Annotated in this window: 28 protein-coding genes; 10 read left to right on the top strand and 18 right to left on the bottom strand. The window is 46.8% G+C overall.

All coding sequences use genetic code 11. The features are described from left to right. Nucleotides 1-75 precede the first annotated feature (75 nt). The 3 genes from ACKFKF_RS23985 to ACKFKF_RS23975 are packed head-to-tail and all read right to left on the bottom strand — an operon-like array spanning nucleotide 76 to nucleotide 4,264. Complete coding sequence (locus ACKFKF_RS23985; RefSeq protein WP_446869991.1) at nucleotides 76-864, bottom strand: hypothetical protein; 789 nt, start codon at nucleotides 862-864, stop codon at nucleotides 76-78. 4 nt (nucleotides 865-868) lie between these two features. Next, nucleotides 869-3,124 (bottom strand): Mov34/MPN/PAD-1 family protein, encoded by a 2,256-nt coding sequence (locus ACKFKF_RS23980; protein WP_446869990.1) that lies wholly within the window; start codon nucleotides 3,122-3,124, stop codon nucleotides 869-871. After that, the gene (locus ACKFKF_RS23975) at nucleotides 3,125-4,264 is read right to left on the bottom strand and encodes a hypothetical protein (protein WP_446869989.1); all 1,140 of its coding nucleotides are present in this window, start codon (nucleotides 4,262-4,264) and stop codon (nucleotides 3,125-3,127) included. Between the two features lie 309 nt (nucleotides 4,265-4,573). On the opposite strand from ACKFKF_RS23975, the gene ACKFKF_RS23970 reads away from it, so the two are divergent. Both ACKFKF_RS23970 and ACKFKF_RS23965 read left to right on the top strand, forming a co-directional pair. Then, nucleotides 4,574-5,419 carry a helix-turn-helix transcriptional regulator gene (locus tag ACKFKF_RS23970; RefSeq protein ID WP_446869988.1) on the top strand — a complete coding sequence of 282 codons (846 nt, stop codon included), beginning with the start codon at nucleotides 4,574-4,576 and terminating at the stop codon, nucleotides 5,417-5,419. A 209-nt stretch (nucleotides 5,420-5,628) separates the two neighbouring features. Then, nucleotides 5,629-5,955: a hypothetical protein gene (locus ACKFKF_RS23965; protein WP_446869987.1), complete on the top strand. Its 327-nt coding sequence runs from the start codon at nucleotides 5,629-5,631 to the stop codon at nucleotides 5,953-5,955. Nucleotides 5,956-6,136: 181 nt separating this feature from the next. Here ACKFKF_RS23965 and ACKFKF_RS23960 read toward each other — a convergent pair whose 3' ends face one another. After that, complete coding sequence (locus ACKFKF_RS23960; RefSeq protein WP_446869986.1) at nucleotides 6,137-6,595, bottom strand: NIPSNAP family protein; 459 nt, start codon at nucleotides 6,593-6,595, stop codon at nucleotides 6,137-6,139. Nucleotides 6,596-6,605: 10 nt separating this feature from the next. Continuing rightward, a complete protein-coding gene (locus ACKFKF_RS23955) occupies nucleotides 6,606-7,481 on the bottom strand; it encodes an oxidoreductase (RefSeq protein ID WP_446869985.1) in 876 nt (291 codons plus the stop codon). A 118-nt stretch (nucleotides 7,482-7,599) separates the two neighbouring features. Here ACKFKF_RS23955 and ACKFKF_RS23950 point away from each other — a divergent pair, with 118 nt between their 5' ends. Then, complete coding sequence (locus tag ACKFKF_RS23950) at nucleotides 7,600-8,517, top strand: LysR substrate-binding domain-containing protein (protein ID WP_446869984.1); 918 nt, start codon at nucleotides 7,600-7,602, stop codon at nucleotides 8,515-8,517. A 107-nt stretch (nucleotides 8,518-8,624) separates the two neighbouring features. Here the strand turns inward: ACKFKF_RS23950 and ACKFKF_RS23945 are convergent, their stop codons facing one another. The 8 genes from ACKFKF_RS23945 to ACKFKF_RS23910 all read right to left on the bottom strand — a co-directional run bounded on the left by ACKFKF_RS23945 (nucleotide 8,625) and on the right by ACKFKF_RS23910 (nucleotide 12,987). After that, nucleotides 8,625-9,098, bottom strand: coding sequence for a nuclear transport factor 2 family protein (locus ACKFKF_RS23945; protein ID WP_446869983.1), 474 nt, complete (start codon nucleotides 9,096-9,098; stop codon nucleotides 8,625-8,627). Nucleotides 9,099-9,346: 248 nt separating this feature from the next. Further along, a complete protein-coding gene (locus tag ACKFKF_RS23940; RefSeq protein ID WP_446869982.1) occupies nucleotides 9,347-9,859 on the bottom strand; it encodes a DUF1579 domain-containing protein in 513 nt (170 codons plus the stop codon). 21 nt (nucleotides 9,860-9,880) lie between these two features. Then, nucleotides 9,881-10,513, bottom strand: coding sequence for a glutathione S-transferase family protein (locus ACKFKF_RS23935; RefSeq protein WP_446869981.1), 633 nt, complete (start codon nucleotides 10,511-10,513; stop codon nucleotides 9,881-9,883). A 109-nt stretch (nucleotides 10,514-10,622) separates the two neighbouring features. Beyond that, nucleotides 10,623-11,057, bottom strand: a complete 435-nt coding sequence (locus ACKFKF_RS23930) for a VOC family protein (protein WP_446869980.1) — start codon at nucleotides 11,055-11,057, stop codon at nucleotides 10,623-10,625. A 71-nt stretch (nucleotides 11,058-11,128) separates the two neighbouring features. Further along, nucleotides 11,129-11,539 carry a VOC family protein gene (locus ACKFKF_RS23925; RefSeq protein ID WP_446869979.1) on the bottom strand — a complete coding sequence of 137 codons (411 nt, stop codon included), beginning with the start codon at nucleotides 11,537-11,539 and terminating at the stop codon, nucleotides 11,129-11,131. A gap of 84 nt (nucleotides 11,540-11,623) precedes the next feature. Continuing rightward, nucleotides 11,624-12,055 carry a YciI family protein gene (locus ACKFKF_RS23920; protein WP_446869978.1) on the bottom strand — a complete coding sequence of 144 codons (432 nt, stop codon included), beginning with the start codon at nucleotides 12,053-12,055 and terminating at the stop codon, nucleotides 11,624-11,626. A 60-nt stretch (nucleotides 12,056-12,115) separates the two neighbouring features. Beyond that, on the bottom strand, nucleotides 12,116-12,613 hold the full coding sequence (locus ACKFKF_RS23915; RefSeq protein WP_446869977.1) for a VOC family protein: 498 nt from the start codon (nucleotides 12,611-12,613) through the stop codon (nucleotides 12,116-12,118). Nucleotides 12,614-12,630: 17 nt separating this feature from the next. Next, entirely contained in the window at nucleotides 12,631-12,987 is a 357-nt protein-coding gene (locus tag ACKFKF_RS23910) for a YciI family protein (RefSeq protein WP_446869976.1), read from the bottom strand. A 15-nt stretch (nucleotides 12,988-13,002) separates the two neighbouring features. On the opposite strand from ACKFKF_RS23910, the gene ACKFKF_RS23905 reads away from it, so the two are divergent. Together ACKFKF_RS23905 and ACKFKF_RS23900 are read left to right on the top strand one after the other, a co-directional pair. After that, on the top strand, nucleotides 13,003-14,517 hold the full coding sequence (locus ACKFKF_RS23905) for an RNA polymerase sigma factor (protein WP_446869975.1): 1,515 nt from the start codon (nucleotides 13,003-13,005) through the stop codon (nucleotides 14,515-14,517). A gap of 228 nt (nucleotides 14,518-14,745) precedes the next feature. Next, entirely contained in the window at nucleotides 14,746-15,864 is a 1,119-nt protein-coding gene (locus ACKFKF_RS23900) for an IS630 family transposase (RefSeq protein WP_446869974.1), read from the top strand. On the opposite strand, the gene ACKFKF_RS23895 is transcribed toward ACKFKF_RS23900, so the two are convergent. Further along, nucleotides 15,861-16,244, bottom strand: a complete 384-nt coding sequence (locus ACKFKF_RS23895; protein WP_446870012.1) for a dihydrofolate reductase family protein — start codon at nucleotides 16,242-16,244, stop codon at nucleotides 15,861-15,863. The two genes, ACKFKF_RS23900 and ACKFKF_RS23895, sit on opposite strands and share 4 nt — an antisense overlap. A 663-nt stretch (nucleotides 16,245-16,907) precedes the next feature. Here ACKFKF_RS23895 and ACKFKF_RS23890 point away from each other — a divergent pair. The 5 genes from ACKFKF_RS23890 to ACKFKF_RS23870 all read left to right on the top strand — a co-directional run bounded on the left by ACKFKF_RS23890 (nucleotide 16,908) and on the right by ACKFKF_RS23870 (nucleotide 19,250). Next, nucleotides 16,908-17,609: a DUF4058 family protein gene (locus ACKFKF_RS23890; RefSeq protein ID WP_446869973.1), complete on the top strand. Its 702-nt coding sequence runs from the start codon at nucleotides 16,908-16,910 to the stop codon at nucleotides 17,607-17,609. A 120-nt stretch (nucleotides 17,610-17,729) separates the two neighbouring features. After that, a complete protein-coding gene (locus ACKFKF_RS23885; protein ID WP_446869972.1) occupies nucleotides 17,730-18,182 on the top strand; it encodes a hypothetical protein in 453 nt (150 codons plus the stop codon). A gap of 67 nt (nucleotides 18,183-18,249) precedes the next feature. Then, complete coding sequence (locus ACKFKF_RS23880; protein ID WP_446869971.1) at nucleotides 18,250-18,417, top strand: hypothetical protein; 168 nt, start codon at nucleotides 18,250-18,252, stop codon at nucleotides 18,415-18,417. 9 nt (nucleotides 18,418-18,426) lie between these two features. After that, nucleotides 18,427-18,681, top strand: a complete 255-nt coding sequence (locus ACKFKF_RS23875; protein ID WP_446869970.1) for a site-specific integrase — start codon at nucleotides 18,427-18,429, stop codon at nucleotides 18,679-18,681. A 17-nt stretch (nucleotides 18,682-18,698) separates the two neighbouring features. After that, the gene (locus tag ACKFKF_RS23870) at nucleotides 18,699-19,250 is read left to right on the top strand and encodes a tyrosine-type recombinase/integrase (protein ID WP_446869969.1); all 552 of its coding nucleotides are present in this window, start codon (nucleotides 18,699-18,701) and stop codon (nucleotides 19,248-19,250) included. Between the two features lie 129 nt (nucleotides 19,251-19,379). On the opposite strand, the gene ACKFKF_RS23865 is transcribed toward ACKFKF_RS23870, so the two are convergent. The 4 genes from ACKFKF_RS23865 to ACKFKF_RS23850 form a co-directional block, all read right to left on the bottom strand. Then, entirely contained in the window at nucleotides 19,380-20,096 is a 717-nt protein-coding gene (locus ACKFKF_RS23865; protein WP_446869968.1) for a hypothetical protein, read from the bottom strand. A gap of 25 nt (nucleotides 20,097-20,121) precedes the next feature. Then, nucleotides 20,122-21,042 (bottom strand): hypothetical protein, encoded by a 921-nt coding sequence (locus ACKFKF_RS23860; protein WP_446869967.1) that lies wholly within the window; start codon nucleotides 21,040-21,042, stop codon nucleotides 20,122-20,124. 8 nt (nucleotides 21,043-21,050) lie between these two features. After that, nucleotides 21,051-21,749: a hypothetical protein gene (locus tag ACKFKF_RS23855; protein WP_446869966.1), complete on the bottom strand. Its 699-nt coding sequence runs from the start codon at nucleotides 21,747-21,749 to the stop codon at nucleotides 21,051-21,053. 1,060 nt (nucleotides 21,750-22,809) lie between these two features. Continuing rightward, entirely contained in the window at nucleotides 22,810-23,262 is a 453-nt protein-coding gene (locus ACKFKF_RS23850; RefSeq protein WP_446869965.1) for a hypothetical protein, read from the bottom strand. Nucleotides 23,263-23,486: the final 224 nt, after the last annotated feature.

Genomic DNA, 23,486 nt, shown 5'->3' with positions numbered 1-23,486 from the left:
CGGAGTAATAGACCATAAATTGTGATAGTCGGAGTGAATCGATCGACTTATTGGTTACCAGAGTTTTAAGCAGCATTAGGGCAAATTTTCACAAGATTCGAGTAGTCTGACCGCGTATGCATCAGCTGCTCCTTTGACCCAACTCGAATTGATCCACATCAACCACGAAGTAAACAGGAAAAAATTCACCAGTAAGCAGGCAAGCGATAGCGGAGGACAGTTAGAGAACTGCAAACTTATAACTGCCTGAATTAAACTATCAACGTTCCAAGTTGTAGATATTTGAGGTACTCCAATTTTGGAGATACATTGCACCCCAAGAAGAATCGTACCTATAGAGGAAGTGATGATTCCGAGAGGTTTCATCCCTAACAAATTTCGTCGGAAGCCATAATTACAATTTTCTTCATAGATCAAGAAAAATTTATTATGGTCACGTGTCTTAGCAAGCAAAAACTGAGTACAAGTATCGTATATTTGATCTGCTAAATCCGGATTAGCCAATTCTTCGCTTTCATTTGGCATAGACTGCCCTGTTAACTCGTGTAATTTGCTATGTTGGTGAGCCAAATTCACCTTATTTCGTGTAGTGCGATGTCGTAGGAAATACGTTGTAGGTTTGCCGCCCCAAGCATCATATAGTTCTTCTTCTTTAGCTTTGCCCATATCACGCGCAAGTTGTGCCAAAAGCTTGAGTATTCCACACCAAGCAAGCAAGCTGACTACTCCTCCCCATGACCAAACATTATCTGGAAAAAATGCAATGACAGTTAATGCGATCGGTAAACTAACAAGCAAGGCAGGTGCTAGCCTAGCCTTGCGGTTGTAATCATCAAAGTTCTTTTCAATAAAATCTATAACCATATGGTTACTCCTGTATTTGTTGTATCGACCATGTTTCCTGATTTTCACCAACAATGAGCATTACACCCGGCAGTCCATCACGATTGAGAATCTCAGCAAGATAGCTTAAAAGTCTTATATCGTGTTCACTCGGTTTAGTTGAGATCCCCGATGGATGGGAATGCCATTCACCAATGTAAGACACAATATTAGCTGTCCGTGCTTGCGCTATTTTGATCTGCTCCTCAAGACCTTGAACGCCGCGTATAAACCCACTTAAATCTGCTGCACTATCTAAAGGAGCAGAGAGGATATCGACCACGAAGATTGACTGTAATTTCTGATCAAAATAACCAAGCAAAACTCCGCCCGTTTCATTGGGGAGATTAGCAAAACGAATTTGCCTCGCCTTATCCTGCAAGCGAGCATTCCAGATAATGCTCCAACCATTAGCAACAACAATTAGGTTTACAGCTACAGATACTGTGTGAACATTAATGGCTCCAGATAGCTGCTCAACATGCCATACCGAGATTACAGCATCGGGTTGCTCAGATCTGAGCCTAACTTGTCGTGCAAGGGTTGCAGCATGAAGCTGAAGAAGCTCAACTGATATCACACTTGATACATCACGACATCCTGCACCAACCCAAAGATGCCCTTGATGTCCACATAGATGTTGCTCACCCCAAGCATTATTCAAGATAGCTTCGTAATATTGTGCCTCTAGTCCATCTAATCGCACATTGCGATCGGAATCTTCGAGAAGCAAAACAGACCCGTGTCCAGAGGGAGTTAGAAAAATAGATGCTGATCGCTTAAGGTCAGCAATCGCTAAATCACGTGGTACTGCAAGCGTAGTTGTTGCATCAACTACTACGCTTGCACTTTCAACAGAAGTCTTCAAGGTCGCATTTGACCAGTTAGTTACGCTATCAACAATAGCAGAAGCTTTTGTATAGCCCTCAGAGTAGATGTAATCCACCATCTGTTTGACAGCATTTGCTTTAAATTGACCAACCTGAAAATGCTTAGTTGTATGTCGAGCTAAATTGTGCGGTTTGATGTAATCGGGGTCAACAAATGTCCATGTACCCCATGCCTCTCGATACCAAATGTTTGCAAGCGCGCTACCGAGTGCTCCAACACCTGCAAGAATACCAGAGAAATCAGCAGTATCAGGAGCAACACCCGAAACTTGACGGGCAACTCCATGAGTCAGAGAGAACGTAACCTCGATCGGTTCAATACTAATAGAACGCCAAGCTTCAGTGGGACTTGAAGCCTCAGCAAATGAATGGATATTGTAATACTTACCATCTGTACCATCTGCTAACACGCCACAGGCTTCACCTAACTGTCCAAGATTGATGTTGAGACAAAAGGCTTTATACTCATGTCGCTCTACAACACTATTGTCTTTTCGTTGAACAGGTATCTGAAGAATGAGAAGCGTTTTACTATCAGATGTCTTGGAGATTCCCTCTCCGTTCACGCTACGCTTGATCTCAGCACAAAGCAAGTTGAATAGAGATGCACCTCGTGCTGCAAATTGGTTGTCGAGTGTTCCTAAATCATGTGGAAAAGGCTCAATAGAACCATGAGTTACTGGTTGAAGAGAAAAAACGAGACAGGTTAGCCCTAGATGTTCATTTCTTTCCTGAGAAGTTTGCAAAAAGCATCCTAAAAACACTCTATCTTCTACTCGTTTGAGCGTCAGCACAAAATCAGGCTGCCGAATCTTTTCATCAAAATCTGGAGGCAGGACAATCTCGAAGGGACTGCGAAAATAGAACGGTTCAACTGGTTGATCTTCACGATGCAGAGCACCTTTAGCGGTTTCAGAAAGCCACCATAATACTCGATTAAGATGGCTTTGAGGAGTCCAAGAACGTTGCACTACTTCCCAAGGTTCAGAATAAAGGCACAATGACGCAGGTTCATCCTTTCTAACAAGATTCTGGTGTAAGGTCACGGGGAAATCTTTTCGCAACGCTCGTACCTCAGGCATTTTGATTTCTTCAGTACTGAAGATTAATCCAATACGCTCTTGATAGAGGATACCAATTTCGTTTCTGGTAGGAACACCATCATTAGTGCAATCAACAACGAGCATTTCCGCAGTGCGTTGTCCGTCGTGAACAAAACATCTTAGCTCGATAAGCTCAAAAAATTTGTGGGTAGAACAAACTCTAAAAACTCGACGCGAGATTGGTATAGTTAAAGCATTTTCAGTGAGTTCAGAGATTACCTCACCAAAATTGGTATGTATATCTTCCATCTAACCTGCCCTTGGTGCTGGAGAAGAGACAATGATGTTAACTCCAGAGTTTCCAGTCATATTCAAACTGACTCCTGCACTGGTGATATCAAACTCCAAAGGCTGTGGCTTTCGTTCGTTCGGCTCCTCCATGGTCACAACGAATCTCCGTCCACCGATCTGCCTCAAGTACCGTTCATAGCATTTTCTTGCTTGGATATGGGGTGGGAGTCCCTGTTGGTAGGAGTCCTTAGTATCAGGAATTGGTTTGCTTGAACTCACAATGTAGGCTTCTGATTGACCGTACATGAGAAGTTCTTCCACTAAAGGCACGGGAACTGTTTCTTTCTGACCTTTGTCAGGATTGAGTGCATGATGGCTGCAATGATGAGGTAGGTTGTACAAATTCCATTTCAATCGATGTTCTTTGTTATGCAGTTTTGTAATATACACAATATCCTCAAGTACATCACAGGTTGAGTCTCCTACAGCAAGGTAGTTGGTTTGAACACCTGCAACTTCAAAACGGACTTGGAAAATAAGCGATGCATCATTCCGTAAGTCATCGCCTTCATCGACATGCTTAACAAATGGGGAATGGCAAAAGAATTCAACGCCATCTTTCTCGAGAGAAAATCCTGGAACTAGGTTTCCAGCATCAACAATCAGGTCAAGACGTGACTCCACAGTTAACCCATTCTTCTCAAGCCAACTTTTCAGCATTTTCGGTTTTGAGAAAACCTTAATACCCTCACCTTTAAGAAGACGGTGCCGAGCCTCTTGCCGCCAAAGGACAAACTCTGTTTTTGCTTTCCACTGCTCGGTTGTAGATGTCTCCAGTATCATAGCGGCTGGAACCCATAACTCATTAACCTTGATTCGTCCATCGCCTTGATACGCGGGATTGTGCCAGAGTTCAAAGAACTCGGTACTGTGCAAGATGTGATCTAAATCTGCGTGGGTAAGAGCTAGAACATCAAAGTAATCACGTTCTGCTTCCGCAAGTTCGTTATTTAGTTGGTTTTTGAGATCAATAGCAGGTTCATCCTCTTTCTCCCCACGATTCAAATGACGAAAGTCGAATAATAGCCGCTTGCCACTGCTTAAAATGATTTGGCTTGTGTCGCCATTTTGTACTGGGTAGAAAATAACTTTGTGCATTAACTGCCTCACTAGAAATCGAATTTGAGTTAATCAGGGTAGAACTTATTGTTAATTACGGTTTCTGGACTTCTTGACTTGAGTAGCTGAAGCCAAAGAAAAAGGATATCCTCGCGCAAATGCCTCTGCAAATCTGCAAAGTCTAAGGCTATTCACTGACATATCATAGATACAGATTTTCCAGGAATATCCTGAGAGTCCTTTCCTGTAAGAGTGATAAAATCGAATTGGCATAAGACAGTTCTGCAACGAGGATCCTAGCTGCACGTATTATAGCAATATTTTTTGAAAAGTGCATGTGTAATTCAGATGGCTCGCAAAAAAGAGACAATCACACTTTCCATCCCACCTGGAACTAAAGAGCAGCTAGAGGCAATAGCTGCTGGTTTAGGGATTATGTGGGGCGATCACCCTAGTATTTCTGGTCTAGTCGTGGCGATCGCCCAACGCCAACTTGAGATTGGAAGTGTAATTACACTTGACCCAGGTCAAAATACAGCTATCAGACAAGCTGTAAAACTCTTGGTTGACTCTGGTCATATTGCCGATGCACAGACTTTAGCCCTTTTCCTACTAGAACATGGGAACTTGGAGACACCTTTACGCCAAGCCCTGCTGGAACAAGTTAGTCATCCTACTGAATCATGGCGTAGAGTCATTGATCAGCAAATTAAAGCTAAACAGCCTTTTCACCTGTTATATGAAGATTCTCAAAATAAACAGATGGAATTCACTGTTCGGTATGGCGAAATTCGCTTTTGGGAAAAGCGATTCTATCTAGAAGCCTGGTGTGAGGAAACGGAGGGTAGCTTGAATCTACCTGAACTAATTCATAACCGCTGCTTCCGGCTAGATAGAATTATCAACGTCCTGCCTGCAAGTGGCGATTGGCAAGATCGACTTGAATATATCGAAGTGCACCTGCAAATATTAGGAAGGTTAGTAAAAGCTTATGAACCGAAACCAGATGACATAACCAATGAAGTAAAGAACGATGCTCTCTACGTAGTTAGACGTGTATCAAATACCTTCTGGTTCATTCGGGAGATCCTACGTTATGGAGAAGAATGTATAGTTTTATCTCCTGCAAGCGTACAAAATCAATTAATAAGCAAATTAAAGAGGCTTTGTGAGCACTACAACTTTTTACCATAGACTTACAAAAAGCTAGAGAGCTGTCTTGTCTGAGAAAGCCGTCCTAATTCTGCAAGTACATCTAGCGGAATCCCAACTGAGTGGGCTGCCTCCGAAGCTGTCATATTTTCAGTTCGTATCAGTTCCAGAAGCTGTCGTACTTTGACGACGACAGGATCATCAATCGACGTGTAGGGCTATTCTTGAATTGAACAGCAAGGAGGAGAAGGATGCCGTGGCACATTAAACGTCTGGAGAACGGTTTGCTGGTGCAAGCATACGATCAGGAACCCGATGATGAAAGCGAAGAACTCCTGACCCCAGATGGCAGAACTCAAGATGAATGTCATCCTCGGTTTGCCCATCTCAAGCCTGGGGAAAGTTTGGTACTACCCGATGAACCAAAAACCACGACTTCTGGTTCCTGGTATCCCAGCCAGTATGAGGATCTGGGCGAGTTTTTGAACGGTGATCCGGGGGCGATCGATAAGTTAGATAGCGGTAGCGGCTCTCGTCGCTACAACTGGCGCTATTACGAACCCGATGAATCTCTATGATAATCATTCTGGTTGAGCGGCAGCAGATCAACCAAAACAATAGACGAAAAGACTCTCAACTGTCCGCTCTAAGGGGATTATGCCGTTTTTTGCGATCGACTCTCCGTACATTGATCGACTTCAGCTTTGTGCGGAGCCGTTGAGTTGTTGCTGAACATTCTCCTGACTTAAATTCTGAACTTTAATTTGCCAGTCGTCCGCCCGGCGAGTAATCTGTCAATTCTAATGTCCGATCCTCAATGTCGCCAACGAGGGTGCCATGCGCCTCAGCCGTCATCTTCTTGATCTCCACCCACTCTTGATCAGCCATGAACGCCGCCCACCGCTCCTTCATCGTTTCTGTGTCTGTCCACTCAAGTAGGTAGACCAACTCCGTGCGGTTATCGTGCCGAGATTCCCAGGTCGCCACAATTTTGAAGCCGTATCGCGCCATGATCCGCATCGCATGATCGTGGAACCGTTCGTGGAACGCCGTTTTATTGCTGTCGAAGATCTCGTAGATACGCAATTGATGGATGACGCTGCCGGTCGCTTTGCCCCCTTTGCTAGAGGTTTGTGAGAGTCCGACAGTGGTGCTCATGACAACAATGAACACAACGACCAGGGCAACACGCAGAAATGTCTTGGTGTGAATCATCATGGATAATCCTCTATTTGGCATCGTTGACGTGTTTGGGATAATCCGTACTGAGAGTCACCTGCTGCCAGACATCCAAAGCCGTTTTGACCGATTCCAGTTTTTCCTGAATCAGGCTCATGGCATCGGTGCCTAATGCCAGTCGCATCGGTGGATTGGGGCTTTCTACAGCTTGAATGATGGCTTGCGCCGCTTGCGCTGGATTACCAGGTTGCTGACCATCCATCTGTTTGAACCACTGCAAAGTCGCCCCGCTCACAGTCGCATAGGCATCAATGGGCTGTTCGGCGGTTGCCAGAGAGCGCCCGTTGAAGTCTGTGCGAAATGCCCCAGGTTCAATTAAAGTCACTTTTACTCCAAAGGACTCAATCTCCTTAGCTAAGGCTTCAGACGTACCTTCCAAAGCAAATTTAGCGCCACAGTAGAGACTGCTTCCTCCGAATCCCACGAGTCCTGCTGTGGATGACAGATTCACAATGTGACCACTGCCTTGCTGCCGCATCACAGGCAAGACCGATCGCATCAGACGAAGTGCCCCAAAGAAATTAGTTTCAAAGAATTGGTGCATCTCAACATCACTCACTTCTTCGAGGGCAGCAATCAGTCCATGACCTGCATTGTTGGCCAAGACATCAATTCGACCAAAGGTGGCGATCGCGGTATCAACGGCTGCTTGGATCTCCTGAGGCGATGTCACATCCAGACGTACAGCCTTTGCGGTCTCCGGATAGTGGTCAATCAAAGCACGAAGTTGCTCCGGTTTACGAGCAGTCGCCAGCAGGGAGTCGCCTTTCTGCAACACCGCTTCAGCCAGGGCACGTCCGAATCCGGTTGAGCATCCTGTAATCAACCAGACTTTGGGAACAACACGATTTTTGTTTGAGTTCATTTCTTTTCTCCAATGTGGAAACGATGAGATAGGTCTTATATTTCTCACGGTAGGAGACAGTTTTGTGACTGTCCAATATATATATGACTGGGATTAATAGGTTAGAGATATAAGTGTTATGGAATTACGGCATCTGCACTACTTCATCGCGGTGGCTGAGGAACTTCACTTTAGTCGAGCAGCAGAGCGGTTGCACATTTCCCAACCTCCGCTCAGTCAGCAGATTCAGAGTTTGGAAGAGGAACTCGGAGTCAAGCTATTTGAACGAACGAAGCGGCAAGTGCATCTGACGGAAGCAGGCAAAGTATTTTTGGAGCGTTCCTACCAGGTGTTAGCCCAACTGGAACAGGCGATCGCAGCGACTCAACAGATCGGGCGGGGTGAGGTGGGACGGTTGGCGATCGGGTTTGTTGACTCTGCAATGTATACGCTACTCCCAGAGGTTCTCAGGAGCTTTCGAGAACAGTTTCCCGCTGTAGAACTGCGATTGCATGAACTGACGACTGCTCAGCAAATTCAAGCGCTGTATGACAAACAGGTGGATGTCGGCATTGTTCGTTCTGCCATCAGCGAACCAGGTTTAAGTGTAGAGTGCCTTTTGCCGGAATCATTGGTGTTGGCATTGCCAGAAACCCATCCGTTGTCTGCCCAAACTCAAGTGTCTCTCTCTGCTTTGGCAGATGAATTATTTATCCTCTTTCCTGCCAAACTGGGACCCGTCTTTTACGAGCAGATGATGACTATGTGTCAACAAGCTGGATTTCGCCCGAAAGTGGCTCAAGAGGCAGTTCAGATGCAGACGATCGTTGGCTTAGTTGCAGCAGGACTGGGTATTGCGATCGTTCCCGCCTCTATGCAAAACTTCCACAGAAGTGAAGTCATTTACAGACCTCTACAGGAGCAGATTTCTGATACTGGACTTTATCTAACCTGGCGGCAGCATGATTCCTCGCCAGTCATCAGCGCATTTTTGAACTTGGCACGGAAGACGACACAAGGGGAGTCAACTCGCCAAGCCAATGAGCGATCGGTATAACGCCCCATTCACCCGCTGCCAAACCCCTTCGGACTCAACGAAAGACTCTGTACGGTCAGTGTGCAATGGGATTGTTGTGCTGCTGATAACAGACGATTTTTAACACATCATGGGTTGCGTAGCCCTCCATGTACTTGACGATTGCCTGTCATTATCACTACAGTTTGCTTGATTGCGGTGACTCGCCACTCCCCCTCGACTTGAATTAACTGATGATCATAATTTCCTGCTGTGTCAAGTCGCTCTTGCTCATGTTTACGAGTGGGGTCGAACCGATAAATGCGATACGCTGACCGACACTGAGCATACTCCTTACGAACTAGTACCTCGTGATTGGTACTAATATGCAGAGTCTTTAAACCCGTTAGACCCTCTACCCGCTGTTGCACATATGCTTCTGCCGTGATTCTTTGTGGCGGTTCCCCCCGAAATTCTGAATAATCAATGTTGATTTCGTCTGCCAAATACTTTTTGAGCTTCTGCCAGTTTTTATCATCCATTGCATTGGCGATGCCTACAATGACATCAATGATTTTGCCTCGTTCAATCATCTCGTGGATTGCTAGTAGCTCAGATGTCATAGATCAACGTAGAGTTCAATAACAACAGGACAAAGCAAACTTACAGATGCTCTCCTTACCGCTTCTCTTAGTGCACTACTGCTCCAGTCACGTCCAAGCAACGTAATTCTAAAACTTTAGCACGTAACCTTTAAACTACCGCCGCAACCTAAAAGTAAGCGGCACAACTATTAGTGGATGGAAATTTTCCACCTAAAATTCCAAAATGGGCGGATAGACAGAACGATTCAGCATAAGATCCGAAATGACTACTTGCGCCAATAATGGGCGGTCATGAAGTGCTGCCACTGCCCATCATCTTTCAGCAGGTGGGAGGTCAAGACTCGATGATTGTCGCTTTTGAACTCGATCACGTCTTTATACTTTCCGAGTTTGTCCTCACCCGTCATCGCAGGTCCATCAGAGTTGAGCGTTAGTACAGTTTCCCCTGCATCTAATTCACCGTCGTATTGCCAGAGATACGTCATCATCGATCCGATCCAGGTGCCTACATAACGCTGCTTCTGTGGGTCATAGCCCAGGGTCATCAGTGTTGCTGCATGACCAGCGCAAAACATCTCGCCCTGTCCTTCTGCCAATATCCAGAGTCCACCCAGCGATCGCACCGTTTCTGTTCCTGTTGATTTTTCACTGGGTTGATCGGGTTCCATCATCGCTTCGGTTTCATAGGTCCACTCACCGACGAGTTTCTGGAGCCACTGATGTTCTTTTTGAGGTTGAACAGGCATGGGTGAGGTTTGTTCAGTTTGAATCGTTTCCATTGGTTTATCTCCTTTTATGAATCATTGTGAGATTTGACTGAGACTCGCAAGTGCCGTTGCGATTCGCTGAGCTGCCTTTGGTCGTTTGTACATTCGTTCCATATACTCCACCAGCGTGGGGAAAGTGGCGAGTAGCTGAACTTCGTTTGCCCAATCCAGTGTGTAAGCAAGCACAAAATCACCCACTGTGACCTGTTCACCCACTACAAATTGCCGATCCAATAGATGATTCTCCAAAACGACCGCCATATTGGTGAAGTCTTGCCGAGCGAGAGGTATTTCAGCAGGCAATCTCAACTCTTCTGGGTATATAAACGTGTGGCGAGCGATACGCCATAGCGGCTGTTCCAATTCGGTGGCAGTAAAGAGGAGCCAACGATAAAGCTGTGCTCGCAGAAGCAAGTCTGTAGGAACCAAGTTAGATTCTGGGTACTTCTCACCGAGGTACAAAGTAATGGCTACAGATTCAGTGATGACGTGTTCGCCATCGATGAGCACAGGGAGCTTGCCTGTGGGATTAATGGCAATGAAATCGGGTGTATGGTGTTCACCTGTCCTCATGTTGATGGAGATTGCTTCAAATTCTACCCCAAGTTCCTGGAGAACCCAGCGGACTCGAATTGATCGCGTAGGAGCGAATTCATAGAGTTTCATGAATCAACCTCGGTGATGTGCAAATACCTTTCATCTTCTTGTACGAACGGGTGTGCTTATGTTTCGAGGAGTTCGCAAATTTGTGTTCCACGGGTTGTTCTGTTGCGGTTCACACTCCTGCTCCTTCCCTTTCAGCCTCAACTGGATGGATTGCTTCGGGTTCCATGTACATCAGTTCCCAAATGTGACCATCTAAATCCTGAAATCCATGGGCGTACATAAAGCCGTGGTCTTGAGGCTCATTGTAAGTTGTGCCACCAGCAGCAACGGCTTGACGAACCATCTCATCCACTTTTGCTCGGCTTTCTATTGAGAGGCACGTCAACACTTCGGTACTTTTTTTGGCATCACAAATTGGGTTCGGCGTGAATGTTTTGAATTTCCCATGGGTCAAGAGCATCACGAAGATGTTCTCAGAAACAATCATGCAGGTGGCAGTTTCATCCGTGAATTGGAGATTGAACTGAAAGCCGAGTTTTGTAAAAAATGCGATCGCTTGTTGGAGATCTTTGACAGGTAGATTGACGAAGATTTGAGGACTCATGATTTCTCCTGTGTAGTGCTTTGAAATTTATCTGTGAAAAGCTGAAAGTAGTTGAGAAAGCGGTAAAAGACTCAAACGACCTGATCACAATTGATCATCCAGGGTGTCCCAAACTGATCAATTAACATGCCAAAGCGAGCAGACCAGAAGGTTTGCGCGATCGCCATCTTTACCTTGCCGTTTTCTGCCAGAGCGTGAAAAATCCGTTCTGCCTCATCTGGGTTGGTTACACTCACTTGCACGTAGAAGCCTTGAGGAGGTTCAAAATATCCTGGTGGGCAATCAGATCCCATCAACAAGCGATTGCCCAAATCCAGACAGGCGTGCATGATTTTATCCTGCCATTCAGATGGAACATTTTCTTTCGAGGGTGCTTCTTTGTGCGTCATCATCATGGTGATTTTGCCACCCAAACACTGCTCGTAAAACTTGAATGCGGCTTTACAGTTGCCGTTAAACATCAGGTAAGAATTGAGTTGCATTGATTGCTCCTTTCATCGTTGATTTTGCGCCTTGATGGAATAATCGTTTAGGTATAGACATCATTGGCGCGGCAGTTGGTCAAGTTACGCTTGCGGTCGCGTTTCAACCTGGGTACGAATGCGGTCTTCCTGCTCCCTTAATTCGGGTGTCAGGGCTTCACCAAAATCTTCTGTCTCGAATACGGGACGGATTTCAATCTCGGATTCTCCTGGCATTGGGTTGGGGCAGCGCTTCACCCAGTCAATTGCTTCTTCCATTGAATTCACCTGCCACAGCCAGTAGCCTGCCACTAGCTCTTGCGCTGGCGTGAAGGGTCCATTGATGACGGTGCGATCGCTTCCTGAAAAGTGAACTCGCACCCCTTTTGAGCTAGGATGAAACCCATCAGCAGCGAGCAAAATACCCGCCTTGGCTAATTCTTCGTTGTATTGCCCCATTTCGGTCAAAAGCTGTTCGCTGGGCATAACCCCAGTTTCAGAGTCCTGGGTTGCTTTAACAAAGACCATAACTTTCATATTGAAATCTCCTGTTGAGTAGTTTTGAGTTGAATTGCTAGAGGTTTGGTGCGCTGATCATTAACTTGCAGCGACACGCTTGAGTTCATCAATTTCGATCTTCTTCATTTGCAGCATGGCAGTTGTCACTTTTTGAGCGGTTGCCGCATCGGGGTGATTGAGCAACTCAATCAGAATGCGAGGAATAATTTGCCACGAGACCCCATATTTGTCCTTGAGCCAGCCGCATTGCTGTGCGGTTTCATCCCCACCCGCAGACAGTTTTTGCCAGTAATCGTCTACTTCCTCCTGGGTATCGCAGAAGACCTGGAAGGAAATCGCCTCGTTAAATTTGAAGGTCGGACCGCCGTTCAGCGCTGTGAATGGTTGACCATTGAGTTCAAAGCTCACAGTCATGACGGTTCCGGCTGGTTTTCCGTGAACGTCCTGTCCAGCTTCTCCATATCGACTGATGTGGACGATCTTAGAATTGCGAAAAATCGACGTATAAAACTGAGCGGCGGCTTCGGCTTGATTATCAAACCATAAACAGGGAGTGATTTTGGGATTGATTTGCATGAAGGTTCTCCTCAAATTCAATGTGATGGTAATCCGGCAATTTCGAGAACAGGGCGAATTTCGACGGTGCCGACTTTTGCACCTGGAATGCGGGTGGCGATCGCGATCGCCTCATCCAGATCCTGAGCATTCACGAGGAAGAATCCGCCTAATTGCTCACGGGTTTCGGCAAAGGGACCATCCGTCACCAGGGATTTGCCGTCACGGACCTGGACACTGGTTGCCGTTGCTACAGGATGAAGGGGAGCCGTTGCCACAAATTGCCCCTTCGTATGGAGATCCTGGGCGAGTTGGGTGGATTCCCTATAGCAATGCTCTCGCTCAGTGTCACTCATGGCGTTTTCGTCCATATAGATCAGCAGCAAATATTTCACTGGGTTGCCTCCTTTGTGATTCAGTCGAATGGCGATCGCTCAGATCGACACTGCACGGAAAAAATTTTGATTGAGTACGATCGAGCTTTGACTCCTTTGTCAGTCAGTCGAACGGCAACGGCTCAAATCGACACCGCTCAGAAATCCATTTTTAGTACAATTGTTCTTTGCCGCCATTGTATTCCTTTTGTCAGTCAGTCGAACGGCGATCGCTCAGATCGACACCTTACCCAACATTCTTTATGTCGTTTTATGACAGGTATGGCTTCAACCCCAAAATCAGATGTGGAACGGGCGATCACCTCTACCTATAGAACAGAATGGGGGCAAATTGTTGCCATCCTGATTCGTCTGGTGGGAGATTTTGATTTGGCTGAAGAAGCTGCACAAGAAGCATTTGCAGCAGCGGTGAACCAGTGGGAAACCAGCGGTATTCCCGAGCTTCCCCGTGCCTGGATTATCCGCACTGCCCGATACAAGGCGATCGATCGCCTGCGACGACGAACCCGACTGACCGAAAAACTGGAGTGGTACGCCGCATCGGGGTTAATTCCATCCAGCGAAGAACCCACCTACGACAGCGATGAAATTGCAGACGATCGCCTGCGATTAATCTTTACCTGCTGTCACCCGGCCCTGGCGATCGATACTCAAGTGGCATTGACTCTGCGAATGCTGGGAGGGCTGGAAACCGACGAAATTGCCCGCGCCTTTCTCGTACCGACTGCAACAATGGCGCAACGGTTGGTGCGGGCTAAACGCAAAATTCGGGATGCAGGCATTCCCTATAAAGTGCCAGAGATAACGGATCTAACTCCTCGGATAGAGGCAGTACTAACGGTAATCTATCTCATCTTTAACGAAGGCTATGCCGCGACCAAAGGAGATGCGATCGTGCGGGCTGATCTCTGCACTGATGCGATTCGATTAGGACAGTTGGTGCGGCAACTCATGTCTCCTCAGCCCCCCTCAGAAGTCACCGCACTGGTGGCGTTAATGCTACTGCACGATTCGCGTCGTGATGCCCGTCTGGATGAGTCAGGTGATTTAATTTTGCTGGAAGACCAGGATCGGAACCGCTGGAACTATCCACAAATTGCTGAGGCTCTGCCCCTGGTCGAAGAAGCGTTGCGGGGTGGAACGGGAGTGTATGCCCTGCAAGCGGCGATCGCTGCTCTCCATTGTCAGGCAGCGCGGGCAGAAGACACGGATTGGGTACAAATTGTGCGGCTCTATGAGGTGTTGGAACGCTTGCAGCCTTCACCCGTTGTGACCTTAAATCGGGCCGTGGCGATCGCAATGGCAGACAGTCCCCAAGCGGCATTTGGACTCATCGATAGCCTCGTCCCAGAATTAGACAGCTATCATCTGTTTCACGCCACCCGTGCAGATTTATTTCGGCGCATTGGAGCATTAGAAGAAGCGTCCCAGAGCTATACACGGGCACTTGAATTGGTGACAAATGACAGTGAGCGTCGCTTCTTGGAACGTCGGATACGCGAAGTTCAACCTAACGTTCAGTCCCGCTAAGGGTTTACAACAGTTTAAATTGAGCAAGCAATGTGAAAGCTGTTTGTGTTTCGCCTGTCTTAGTTCTGTTTCGACTTGTAATTCAAAACAACAACACCGCATTCAAACGATGTTGATTTTACCAACGCCAAATCTTGTTTACTGTCAAGTTCTCTGAAAATTGGCACTCTGTTAAGCTAATGAGCATCTATGCTGCACAATGAGGAAATAGAAATAACTTCACCTCTTATGCCAGCATCGATTCGGAATTTTCTCACATGCCAGCAGGTGGGCAAACTCCAACAAGCGCTTAAGGAGAGTCAACTGCCGCATATCCGAGAACGGATTTTGATTCTGCTGCTACAAAACGATGGCAAATCTCAGCATCAGATTGCCCGGTTTCTTGGCTGCTCTCCCCGTACCGTTGCCCATTGGTGCAAGCACGGCGACCCAGACAAACTAGAAAGTTTACACAACAAACGAGAACAAGAACACTATCGTAAAGCGACTCCTGAATATGTACAACGGCTGCTAGAAACGGTTGATATTGAGCCAACAGAACTAGGATATGAATTTGGTCGATGGACAGCAGAACGCTTGGCAACTTACCTGGCACAAGAAACGGGCATTACATTAAGTGGCTCACAAGTGCGGAGGATATTGAAGCGAAAAAAGTTTAATTATATCTGGGCAAAATATAGCCTAGAAGATAAGCAGAATCCAGAGAAGAGAGCGCAGTTTAAGGAGAAGTTAGCGCAGTATTTAGCACTTGCAAAGGAGAAGCCAGAGCGAGTACAGGTATGGTATTGGGACGAGAGCGGCTTTAGCTTAAGGGTGATTCGCCGCAAAACTTGGGGTAAGAGAGGACAACGCAAGAAGATGAGCGGAAGGCGTGGACATGGGCGAGTCAATGTGATGGGAGCAATGCGAGAGGTAGACCGCAAGCGCGTGTGTTTCTTCATCGAAAAGGGCAATGCAGATGTATTTTATGAGCAGGTGAAGAAATTACATGAGTTTGTTCAAAAAGAATGGGTGGAACAAGCAAGTAAAGTTAAATACCTGGAGCCGCATGAACCGAAGATTGTGATTGTTCTAGATAACGCAAGCTACCACAAACGCTTAGATATTCGCACCAAGATTAGCGAAGAGTTCCCGAACATTGTCCTGGAGTTTTTGCCTGCATACAGTCCTGACTACAACTTGATTGAATTAGTTTGGTACAGTTGCAAGGAGTATATCGCTCATCGCTTGTTCACCTCAGTGGAAGAATTAAGAAGCTTGATTGATAGGCTGCTCAATCAGGGTGAGCTTCACATTCAGTGGCAGCGCAAGATCAAGAATAAGGGCAGCAGTAGTATTGCAACTTAAATGCCGATTAGCTTACCAATTGCAACTGGATTGATAAACAAATGAAACTCATCAATCAGTCTGTGGTGGATAAGAGTCGATACAAAAGTCGCTCCGCCATAAGCAATAATATCGTTTCCCTCCTGGTTTTTAAGTTGAGTGATTTCGTCCACAGGGTCACCCTTGGCTAATACCGTATTGTTCCACTCTGACTGGTTCAGCGTTCTGGTGAAAACAACTTTGTGCGTGTCTGTAAATCTCTTCCCAGCAGTAAAGTCCTCATCATCTGGATTTGCAGCGACATCAGCCCAGTGAGGAATTAATCCTTCAGCAAGTTTCCGTCCCAGCACAATACAGTCAACCGGGACAATGATCATTTCAACATACTGTCCCCAAGAAATAGCGAAAACGGTCTTAAAATCGTCTGATAGAGATAAGCAGAGTTAAATATCGTCAACTGCTAATGTTCGCAAACTTCGGGTTTCAGTGTAACTTCTGGTGACCCGCTATCGTTTGAAGTTGATTCATGTCCTTAAACGGCTTCAAATTCAGCACTCAGTCAAATAGATGAGCGATCGCTCCTGCTTTCACCAAAAACTGTCAAGACCCAAGACCATGCAATTTTGCAGCAACTACTGAGCCAAGTAAGAATCATCTGGAAGCCCAGTGAGGCTCAATTGAAGGCTGAAATAGTCCCAAGGAGCAGAACTCAGGAGGAGCGTGTCACCTTCTTCGGAGAAAAATAATGTGTTGTTCCAAGAACATTCAGAACTAGCACGTTCAACAATCGAAAAACAATGAGTTGATTTTCTCTCAATAAGGTGGCATGCTCCCGAACTCAGGGAGGTACGATAGTATCATGCATAGGCTGCATCAAGATGACGAAGGGTGATTGCAAGGGGTTAGCACGGTACTCATGCACGTTAAGGATTGAAGCGAGGTGATCATGAATCCATTACAAACCGAACTGTTCAATCCGCTAAAAACAGAGCCAGGAGAGTTTAGAGTCATTCAAGATTGCAAGACAACCTAATCTACAGCAACCGCTCGATTCGGAGGTAGAAATGCCCTTACTTGACCACTTCCGCCCCCCTCTCAGCACCAGGCGACATTGGCACAGCTTTCATAATAGTTGGGCAGTGATGATCAAGTCAGAACTCAACCGGATTTTGCCGACTGGATATTTCGCGGAAGCAAACGTGCAGTTCGGCATTGAAATCGAAGTTGCTGTCCAGAAAGAACAGAGCACACGAGATGTCTACCCTGAATCAGGATGGCAACCCCAATCTCCCACGATCACGCTTCCATTTGAGCCAACCACCGATGTCGTTGAGATCAGCGTGTTCAGCGATCGTGAAGGCCCAATTCTGGCAGGAGCAATCGAACTCGTTAGCCCCGCTAACAAGGACAGGGAAAGTCATCGGCGCGCATTTACCACCAAGTGTGAAAATTACTTGAATCAGGGAGTTGGACTCATCATGGTCGATGTCGTCACAACACTGAATGCACACCTACACAATGAACTGATGCAGAGAATGCAAATCAGTCGAGGCAACTTCCTCGATCCGCTGTATGCGGTGGCCTATCAAGTCAGCAGCAATGAAGAGTCCGCGCTGCCCGACCTTGCGCTCTGGCAAGAACCGCTCTCAATTGGCGGAGTACTCCCAATCCTTCCACTCTGGCTTAAAGGCAGCGGAATCTGTGTTCCGATTGACTTGAATACAACGTATGAACGGACAGTCGTTGACGATCGACTGTTGGATTGAGACCCTAACCTCTTGAGATAGAATGATGTTCTCTACTCTCTTCGACCAGTATCCTCAGCAGACATCCCGTACCAAGCTGCTGATCCCTGCCCTGGAAGATTGCACGACTGCCTTGACTCAATGACTACAGCCGATAAACTATTCCTCTCTTTCTGGAAGCTGTCCTTGGAGAACCTGCCTGTTGGACGGTTGGTTCACAAAATCCTGGATGCAGCAGAGGCAAAGCTGCTGATTGAACAGACTCAGCAAAATCATTCCCTGGTCTGCGTGTCCAGTGATGATCTATTCGCTCCTTATAATGGGCGTATTCTCAAGAATCAGCGGGAACTATGCCAGGTTTTACAGGAGCATTTTGGCATCGAAGTTGTCATAGAAGATTTTTTCAGTAGCAGCTTAGCCGATGGCGAGGAGTTGTACTCAGTCGTACCACTGGAGCTTGTGCGGATTCAAGATAATGACAGTCTGATGATTGTGACGTGTCAGTATGCGCTTCCAAAGTCTAGAATGCCAGGAACATTGGAATTTCAAGTGGTTCCTGATTCAATCGAGTTCCATCTACTGACAGCCTGCTGATAGTCCGTACAATATTGCTGATGGTGAATGAGCACGAACTCCATTTTCTCTAACGTCTAATTTTCCTATGACTAAGTCCTCCCCTGAACCTGTGTTACCGATCGTGATTGTGCCGCTTGAGGGTGGCAAGCAGGAGGGGTCTCGACGGGCAGAGCCGCCCGATCTGGGCCACTGGCAGATTGAGGAGTTTCTGCGGCAAACGGGGAAGTCGGAGAATACTCAACGGGTTTATTGAGGGCAGTTGGTGCGCTTTGCCGACTGGTGTGATAAATCCTGGCTGGATGTGAGTCCGAGTGATATTAGCAAGTATCGGCGGGAGTTGAAACGCAAGGGATTAAAGCCGACTTCAACCAATCATGCCCTCAATACACTGCGATCGTTCTATAGTTGGCTGCGCCGGAGTAATGGCTATCCGATGAATCAACCATTGCCAACGGATGCGATCGACCTGGAGCGGCAGGAAGAACCCCAGGCAGACCATATTGAGGGTGAAGTCTGAGTTTGCTGCGGGAGGCGTTGGAATTAGACGACCGGACGCGGGTTCGCGATCGTGCGATTGTGGCGTTGCTGAGTCATGGACTGCGGGCATCGGAAGCTTCAGCGTTAAATGTGGAACACTGGAATGGCAAGATTCTGACGGTGCATCGCTCAAAGGGACAGAGTGTGAGTGAAGTGCCGTTAAGCCAGGAGGCGCGGCAGTATCTAGAAGCTTATCTGGAGTGGCGACGGGGAATGGGTGGCGTGTTTGAGCCAGTCCTTGAAAGTCCGATGTTTCTGGCGCAAGACCCGAAGCATGGCGGTAAGCGGTTGGGGTACAAGGGGTTGCACAAGATGGTGAAGAAACTGGGGAAAATTTCTGGGGTGGATGACCTGTACCCGCACCGGTTTCGCCACACCTTTGGCACAGAATTGACTAGGCGAGGGGTTGATCCGTTATTCGGCAAGGAACTGATGGGGATTAAGAGCGATCGCGTCTTCCAACGCTACACCAAAGGGGTGTTTAAGCAGGCGGCGGCGAGGCTTATTTGCGGGCGATCGGTGAAGACAGCGAGGAATAAGCTTGCTTAGATTTCCGATGAACAGGCAAATGACACCCACATCATCCAGTTGTTCGTGGAGTTTGTCTAGCGAAGGATCTGCTTTACTTCATCGTTCATCCTTAATAGAAGACATGAAACGATCTCTGCAGATCCCCAGCTAATTTATTACATTCTCCTGAAGTTGGGGTAGAAAGCCGACTCGTTCTGCGATCGAATAAAGATTGAACAAGTCACAAACATATGCCATCACACAAGTGAGTTCCTTTGCCAATCTTTGTTGTTTTACACTTGAAATAGGTAACTGTTTCAGTGCTGTTTTCATACGAGTGTCACATTCGTACCATACAGTAAATGCGGAGCAAGCATGATACATATCGGGATCATTGTTCTGAGCGGTTGCAGTTGGGATGTCGAACGCCTGTTGCCATTCACCCAACTGAATCGACATATGAATGCAGTACCTTGTTAAAGATTGTTTTCCAGTATCATAAGAATTCGTTCGCTCAAACACTTCAATCTGATTTACCAGCAATGGCTGCTCCAGCGTGTGTAATATCCATTTCGTTGTTTTTGGCGCGACTTCTAGAACAAAAGAAGCCTGCTTCGGTTTTGCTTTAACCTCTTTCAACAGATCGCGCACAAACTCTTGAAACTGTGGCATAGATAAGAGCGATCGCGCATCTGTCACCAAAATCGGACGAATTTGCTCTAGAACATTTTCCTGAGCGGATAAAAGCTGCTGCTCCAGTTCCTGCAAACCCTGAAGCTCAGCAGCAAGTTGCAATTGAATTTGTTCAATTCGGGCTGAAATTTCTACTGTCTTCTGCTGCCGCAGTGCATAGTACATTGATAGGGAATCATCTAAGTTTTGCATCCGCTGCTATCCCCCACGGTAGAATTCACGCTAACTCCAGACCCAATCGACTCACTCGGCAGTAAGCATCGTGTGACTCAACGATCGGTCCAAATTCTGGCAGGATTGATCGCTCACCCACAATTTCAATCAGGTGACAAACTGCATAAGGATTAGAGGATGGCAACACCATTCCCGTGATGCGATCGTAAATTGACTGTTCTTCATATTTAGGTTGCTCTATTCGCCAAGGTTTTGGAGTCAATCTTGCCCGAAAAGTTGCTTGAAATTTACAAAGCCGTGCATAAAGCGGATCTGCATATAGGCTTTTCATCAATCGCTGCGACTTAGGTTCCAGTGGGTGGAATTCGTGAGTTGTGCAAAAATACCGCAATCCATTGCGCGTTCGATAAACTCTGAAGCCGAGTTGGGGAAACTGTTCAACCAGTGCTTCCAAAGCTGCGATCGCCTGTTGCTGGCTGATCGCCATCTGACAACTACTAGGACAATCTCTTGTATCTCTCCCCCTCGGCACACCGATATCAACATCGACAATCAGTAGGCGATCGGTATTGAGAATTAAGCAGTCGTAGCGATTGCGAGTGAGGACTGCTGCCTGTTTACCTGAATAACAAATCTCACCAAGCACAGGCTCATTCAGGACACTGTACTCACCCTGCTGTAGTTTGTACCACTGGGCGGCATTCGGGTAATCCTTGATCTTAATTGGGCTAAGCTGTGCCAGTCCATTCCGTTCCTGGAGAGACAGAACCTGTGCCCACTTCTTCACTAGAACACTGTTGTCTCGGTCGGACTTTGCCTCCAATACCAGTTCAGTGAGGTATTTTTGTACTTGGGCTGCCGGGTCATCCAAATCTCGCCAACTCGCCCAGTAGCAGAGCTTATGATAAAGCTGAGGATGCTTCTGGACAAATTCCTCAAAAGAACAGGCAGTTTGGTTGAGCATCACCACCCCTACTGCGGACGAGGGTAACAAAAATGCTCAGTCTGGCGATCTCGGGCGAATAGACTCCCTACTGCTACAATCAGGCAACTCAATTCCTGAGTTACACGCCCAACTTGGGATTCATCAATCTGCAACGCCTTTGCATCCAACTTGAGCTTGCGACAGCAATCATAATATTGAGCAATCAACGGTAGAGATCGATAAGACGCAGGAATATCTGGAATCTCATCGGCGGTAGGGATGTAAAACCTCTGCTGGTAGCAGCCGATTTTCACTGATAGCCAGTACAACCAGTAAGTTTTGGGAAACTCCTTGTTCTCATCGTCAACATCCTCCCAACCAAGGGTATATTCCAAAATTTGGATAGGAGCGGGAAGACTTCGCAGCAGCCACCTACCAGGATCTAGATCAAAGTGAATTGAATAAGGGGAATTAGGCTGTTTGCAGAAGCTTTCGACCGAGATGCTTTTGGCATAAGCCGCCAATTCAGGCGCGGACAGTAAACATCGAGCATCTGCCCCAATAAATGCGCGAAATTGTCTGAGGGCTTCCTCTTCGGCTTTTATTGCAAGTTCCTCCTGCTGTTGCAATACCTCAAGTTGATCCTGAATCTCCTGGTAAAGCTGAGAGAGGCGATCGCTCATTTGAGTGCGATGTTCCCGGCGCATCTGTTGATAAGCGGTGAGTTGAGAGTAAAGAGAAAGCATGAAATTTTAAAGAGAACAAATAGGGCGCATTATTTTCTAGAGGATGAGTCGTCCCACAGATAGTACGTAGCTACCAACCTTTAAGCAGGATAAATGAATTAAACCAGCAAAACAACAGAATTTAGAGGATTCTGATCGTGGGTTACGAGCACTTGCCTGATCTCTTGCCCTTATCACCGTTTTAGTCACGAATCATGACTATTGCTTCTCCAGTCCCATTGGCAGGCGAATAGACAGCAGTTCCATCATGCTGAATATTGGATCAATGTACTGAGGAGTGATTGTTTGGAGCCGATGGAGTACTGTAGACGATGGGTTCAAGTGTCCCCCGATCAATGGGGATATAGGAAAGCTTGTATCGCTGCCCTAGCCCAAGCGACAGGATTGAGTGAGAGAACGATCAATAACTGGGGGGCTTCATTCGAGAAGCGTCCTAAATACGTTTTGCACATGCTAAAGATGGCTAACAAGCTAAACCAGGTGAAACAGATTATTCTGGATGAGGATCTTTTTTCCGAATAATTTAGTCGTGATCTGTGACTAAAAGCTTGCGCTTGGTAATTTGGGTAAGCTGAACCCTAAGTTTGCTGTCGAGGGATCAACAGCCCATTTTACCTTGCCTAAACCTAATGAAGTTACTAAAATTCGCTCTAAACCAAACGAGCATCCCATTGATGGTCTTCAAAGGATGCCCTTAGAGCCGATTGAGTACTGCCGACGATGGGTTCCCGCGATCGAGGGGAAAGGGTATCGGAAAACATGCATCAACGCTCTTGCAGAAGTAACAGGACTTAGCCCGTCCACGATTAAGGACTGGGGATCCGACTTCGAGCGACGTCCCAAATATGTCCCTCGTCTGTTGCGTCAGGCTGATCTCCTCAATCAGTTCAAGCAACTGGTGGCGGCAGGGTGCGTTACCGCGCCATCTAACTTCTTCCAAGATTAGGAAGCTAAACCGTTGAACTTTTACATAAGCACAGCAATCACTTTTGAACCAATCGGATCCCTCAGCAACTGAACTGGCTTCTCACGGCGACAGACCACAAGGTAAGCAGAACAACTAAGCATGAAGCGGGCAGGGACGAATAGGGCAGTGCTGCATATCGCGATAGATAATCTCTGAGAAAACGGTAAATTTTTCGCCACTATTACAATATTCAGAAAATTTCTGTAGGATCTGCTGAGTCAATCTGCCAACTTGCTCCTGGGACAAGGCGAGGCAGTGAACAGGCTCGATTTTGGCTTGTTGCTCCGTACCCAGCCACAGTTCCGCACCCATTGCGTGAAGTAAGGCACCTTCTTTACAGCGAGGCGGATGATCAACGTAAAGAATCAGGAGCGGAAAATACTCTGACGCTGATGATTCCGGCGTGAGTTTAAGGGTCTCTGGTATATCTGCCTCCTGCTGAAGTTGGCGAGAAATAACGCGCTTGAAGTTTCGCTCACTGCGATGTCGATAGTGCGATCGCCGCTTGTGGCACTTCAGGTCATCCCAGCAACCATCTCCTTCCACGCCGTGTAGCTGCCGCGCTTCCTCAACAGATAAAACCGCGCATTTTAGGCATTTTTATTCGCTCGGCGAGCCATAAAAGGTCAGGTTTGGGGGCTTATCGTAAGTTAGTCAGATTTTAGTCAGACATAGATATTAGATAAATATCTTACACAACTACATGCTACTTTTGTTGTGACTTTACCCATAACCTGTCCAGAACGGACAACTTATGAATGAAACCGGAA

It is taken from the genome of Phormidesmis sp. 146-12 (assembly GCF_052939495.1).
This window is presented reverse-complemented; position numbering and strand designations above follow the sequence as displayed.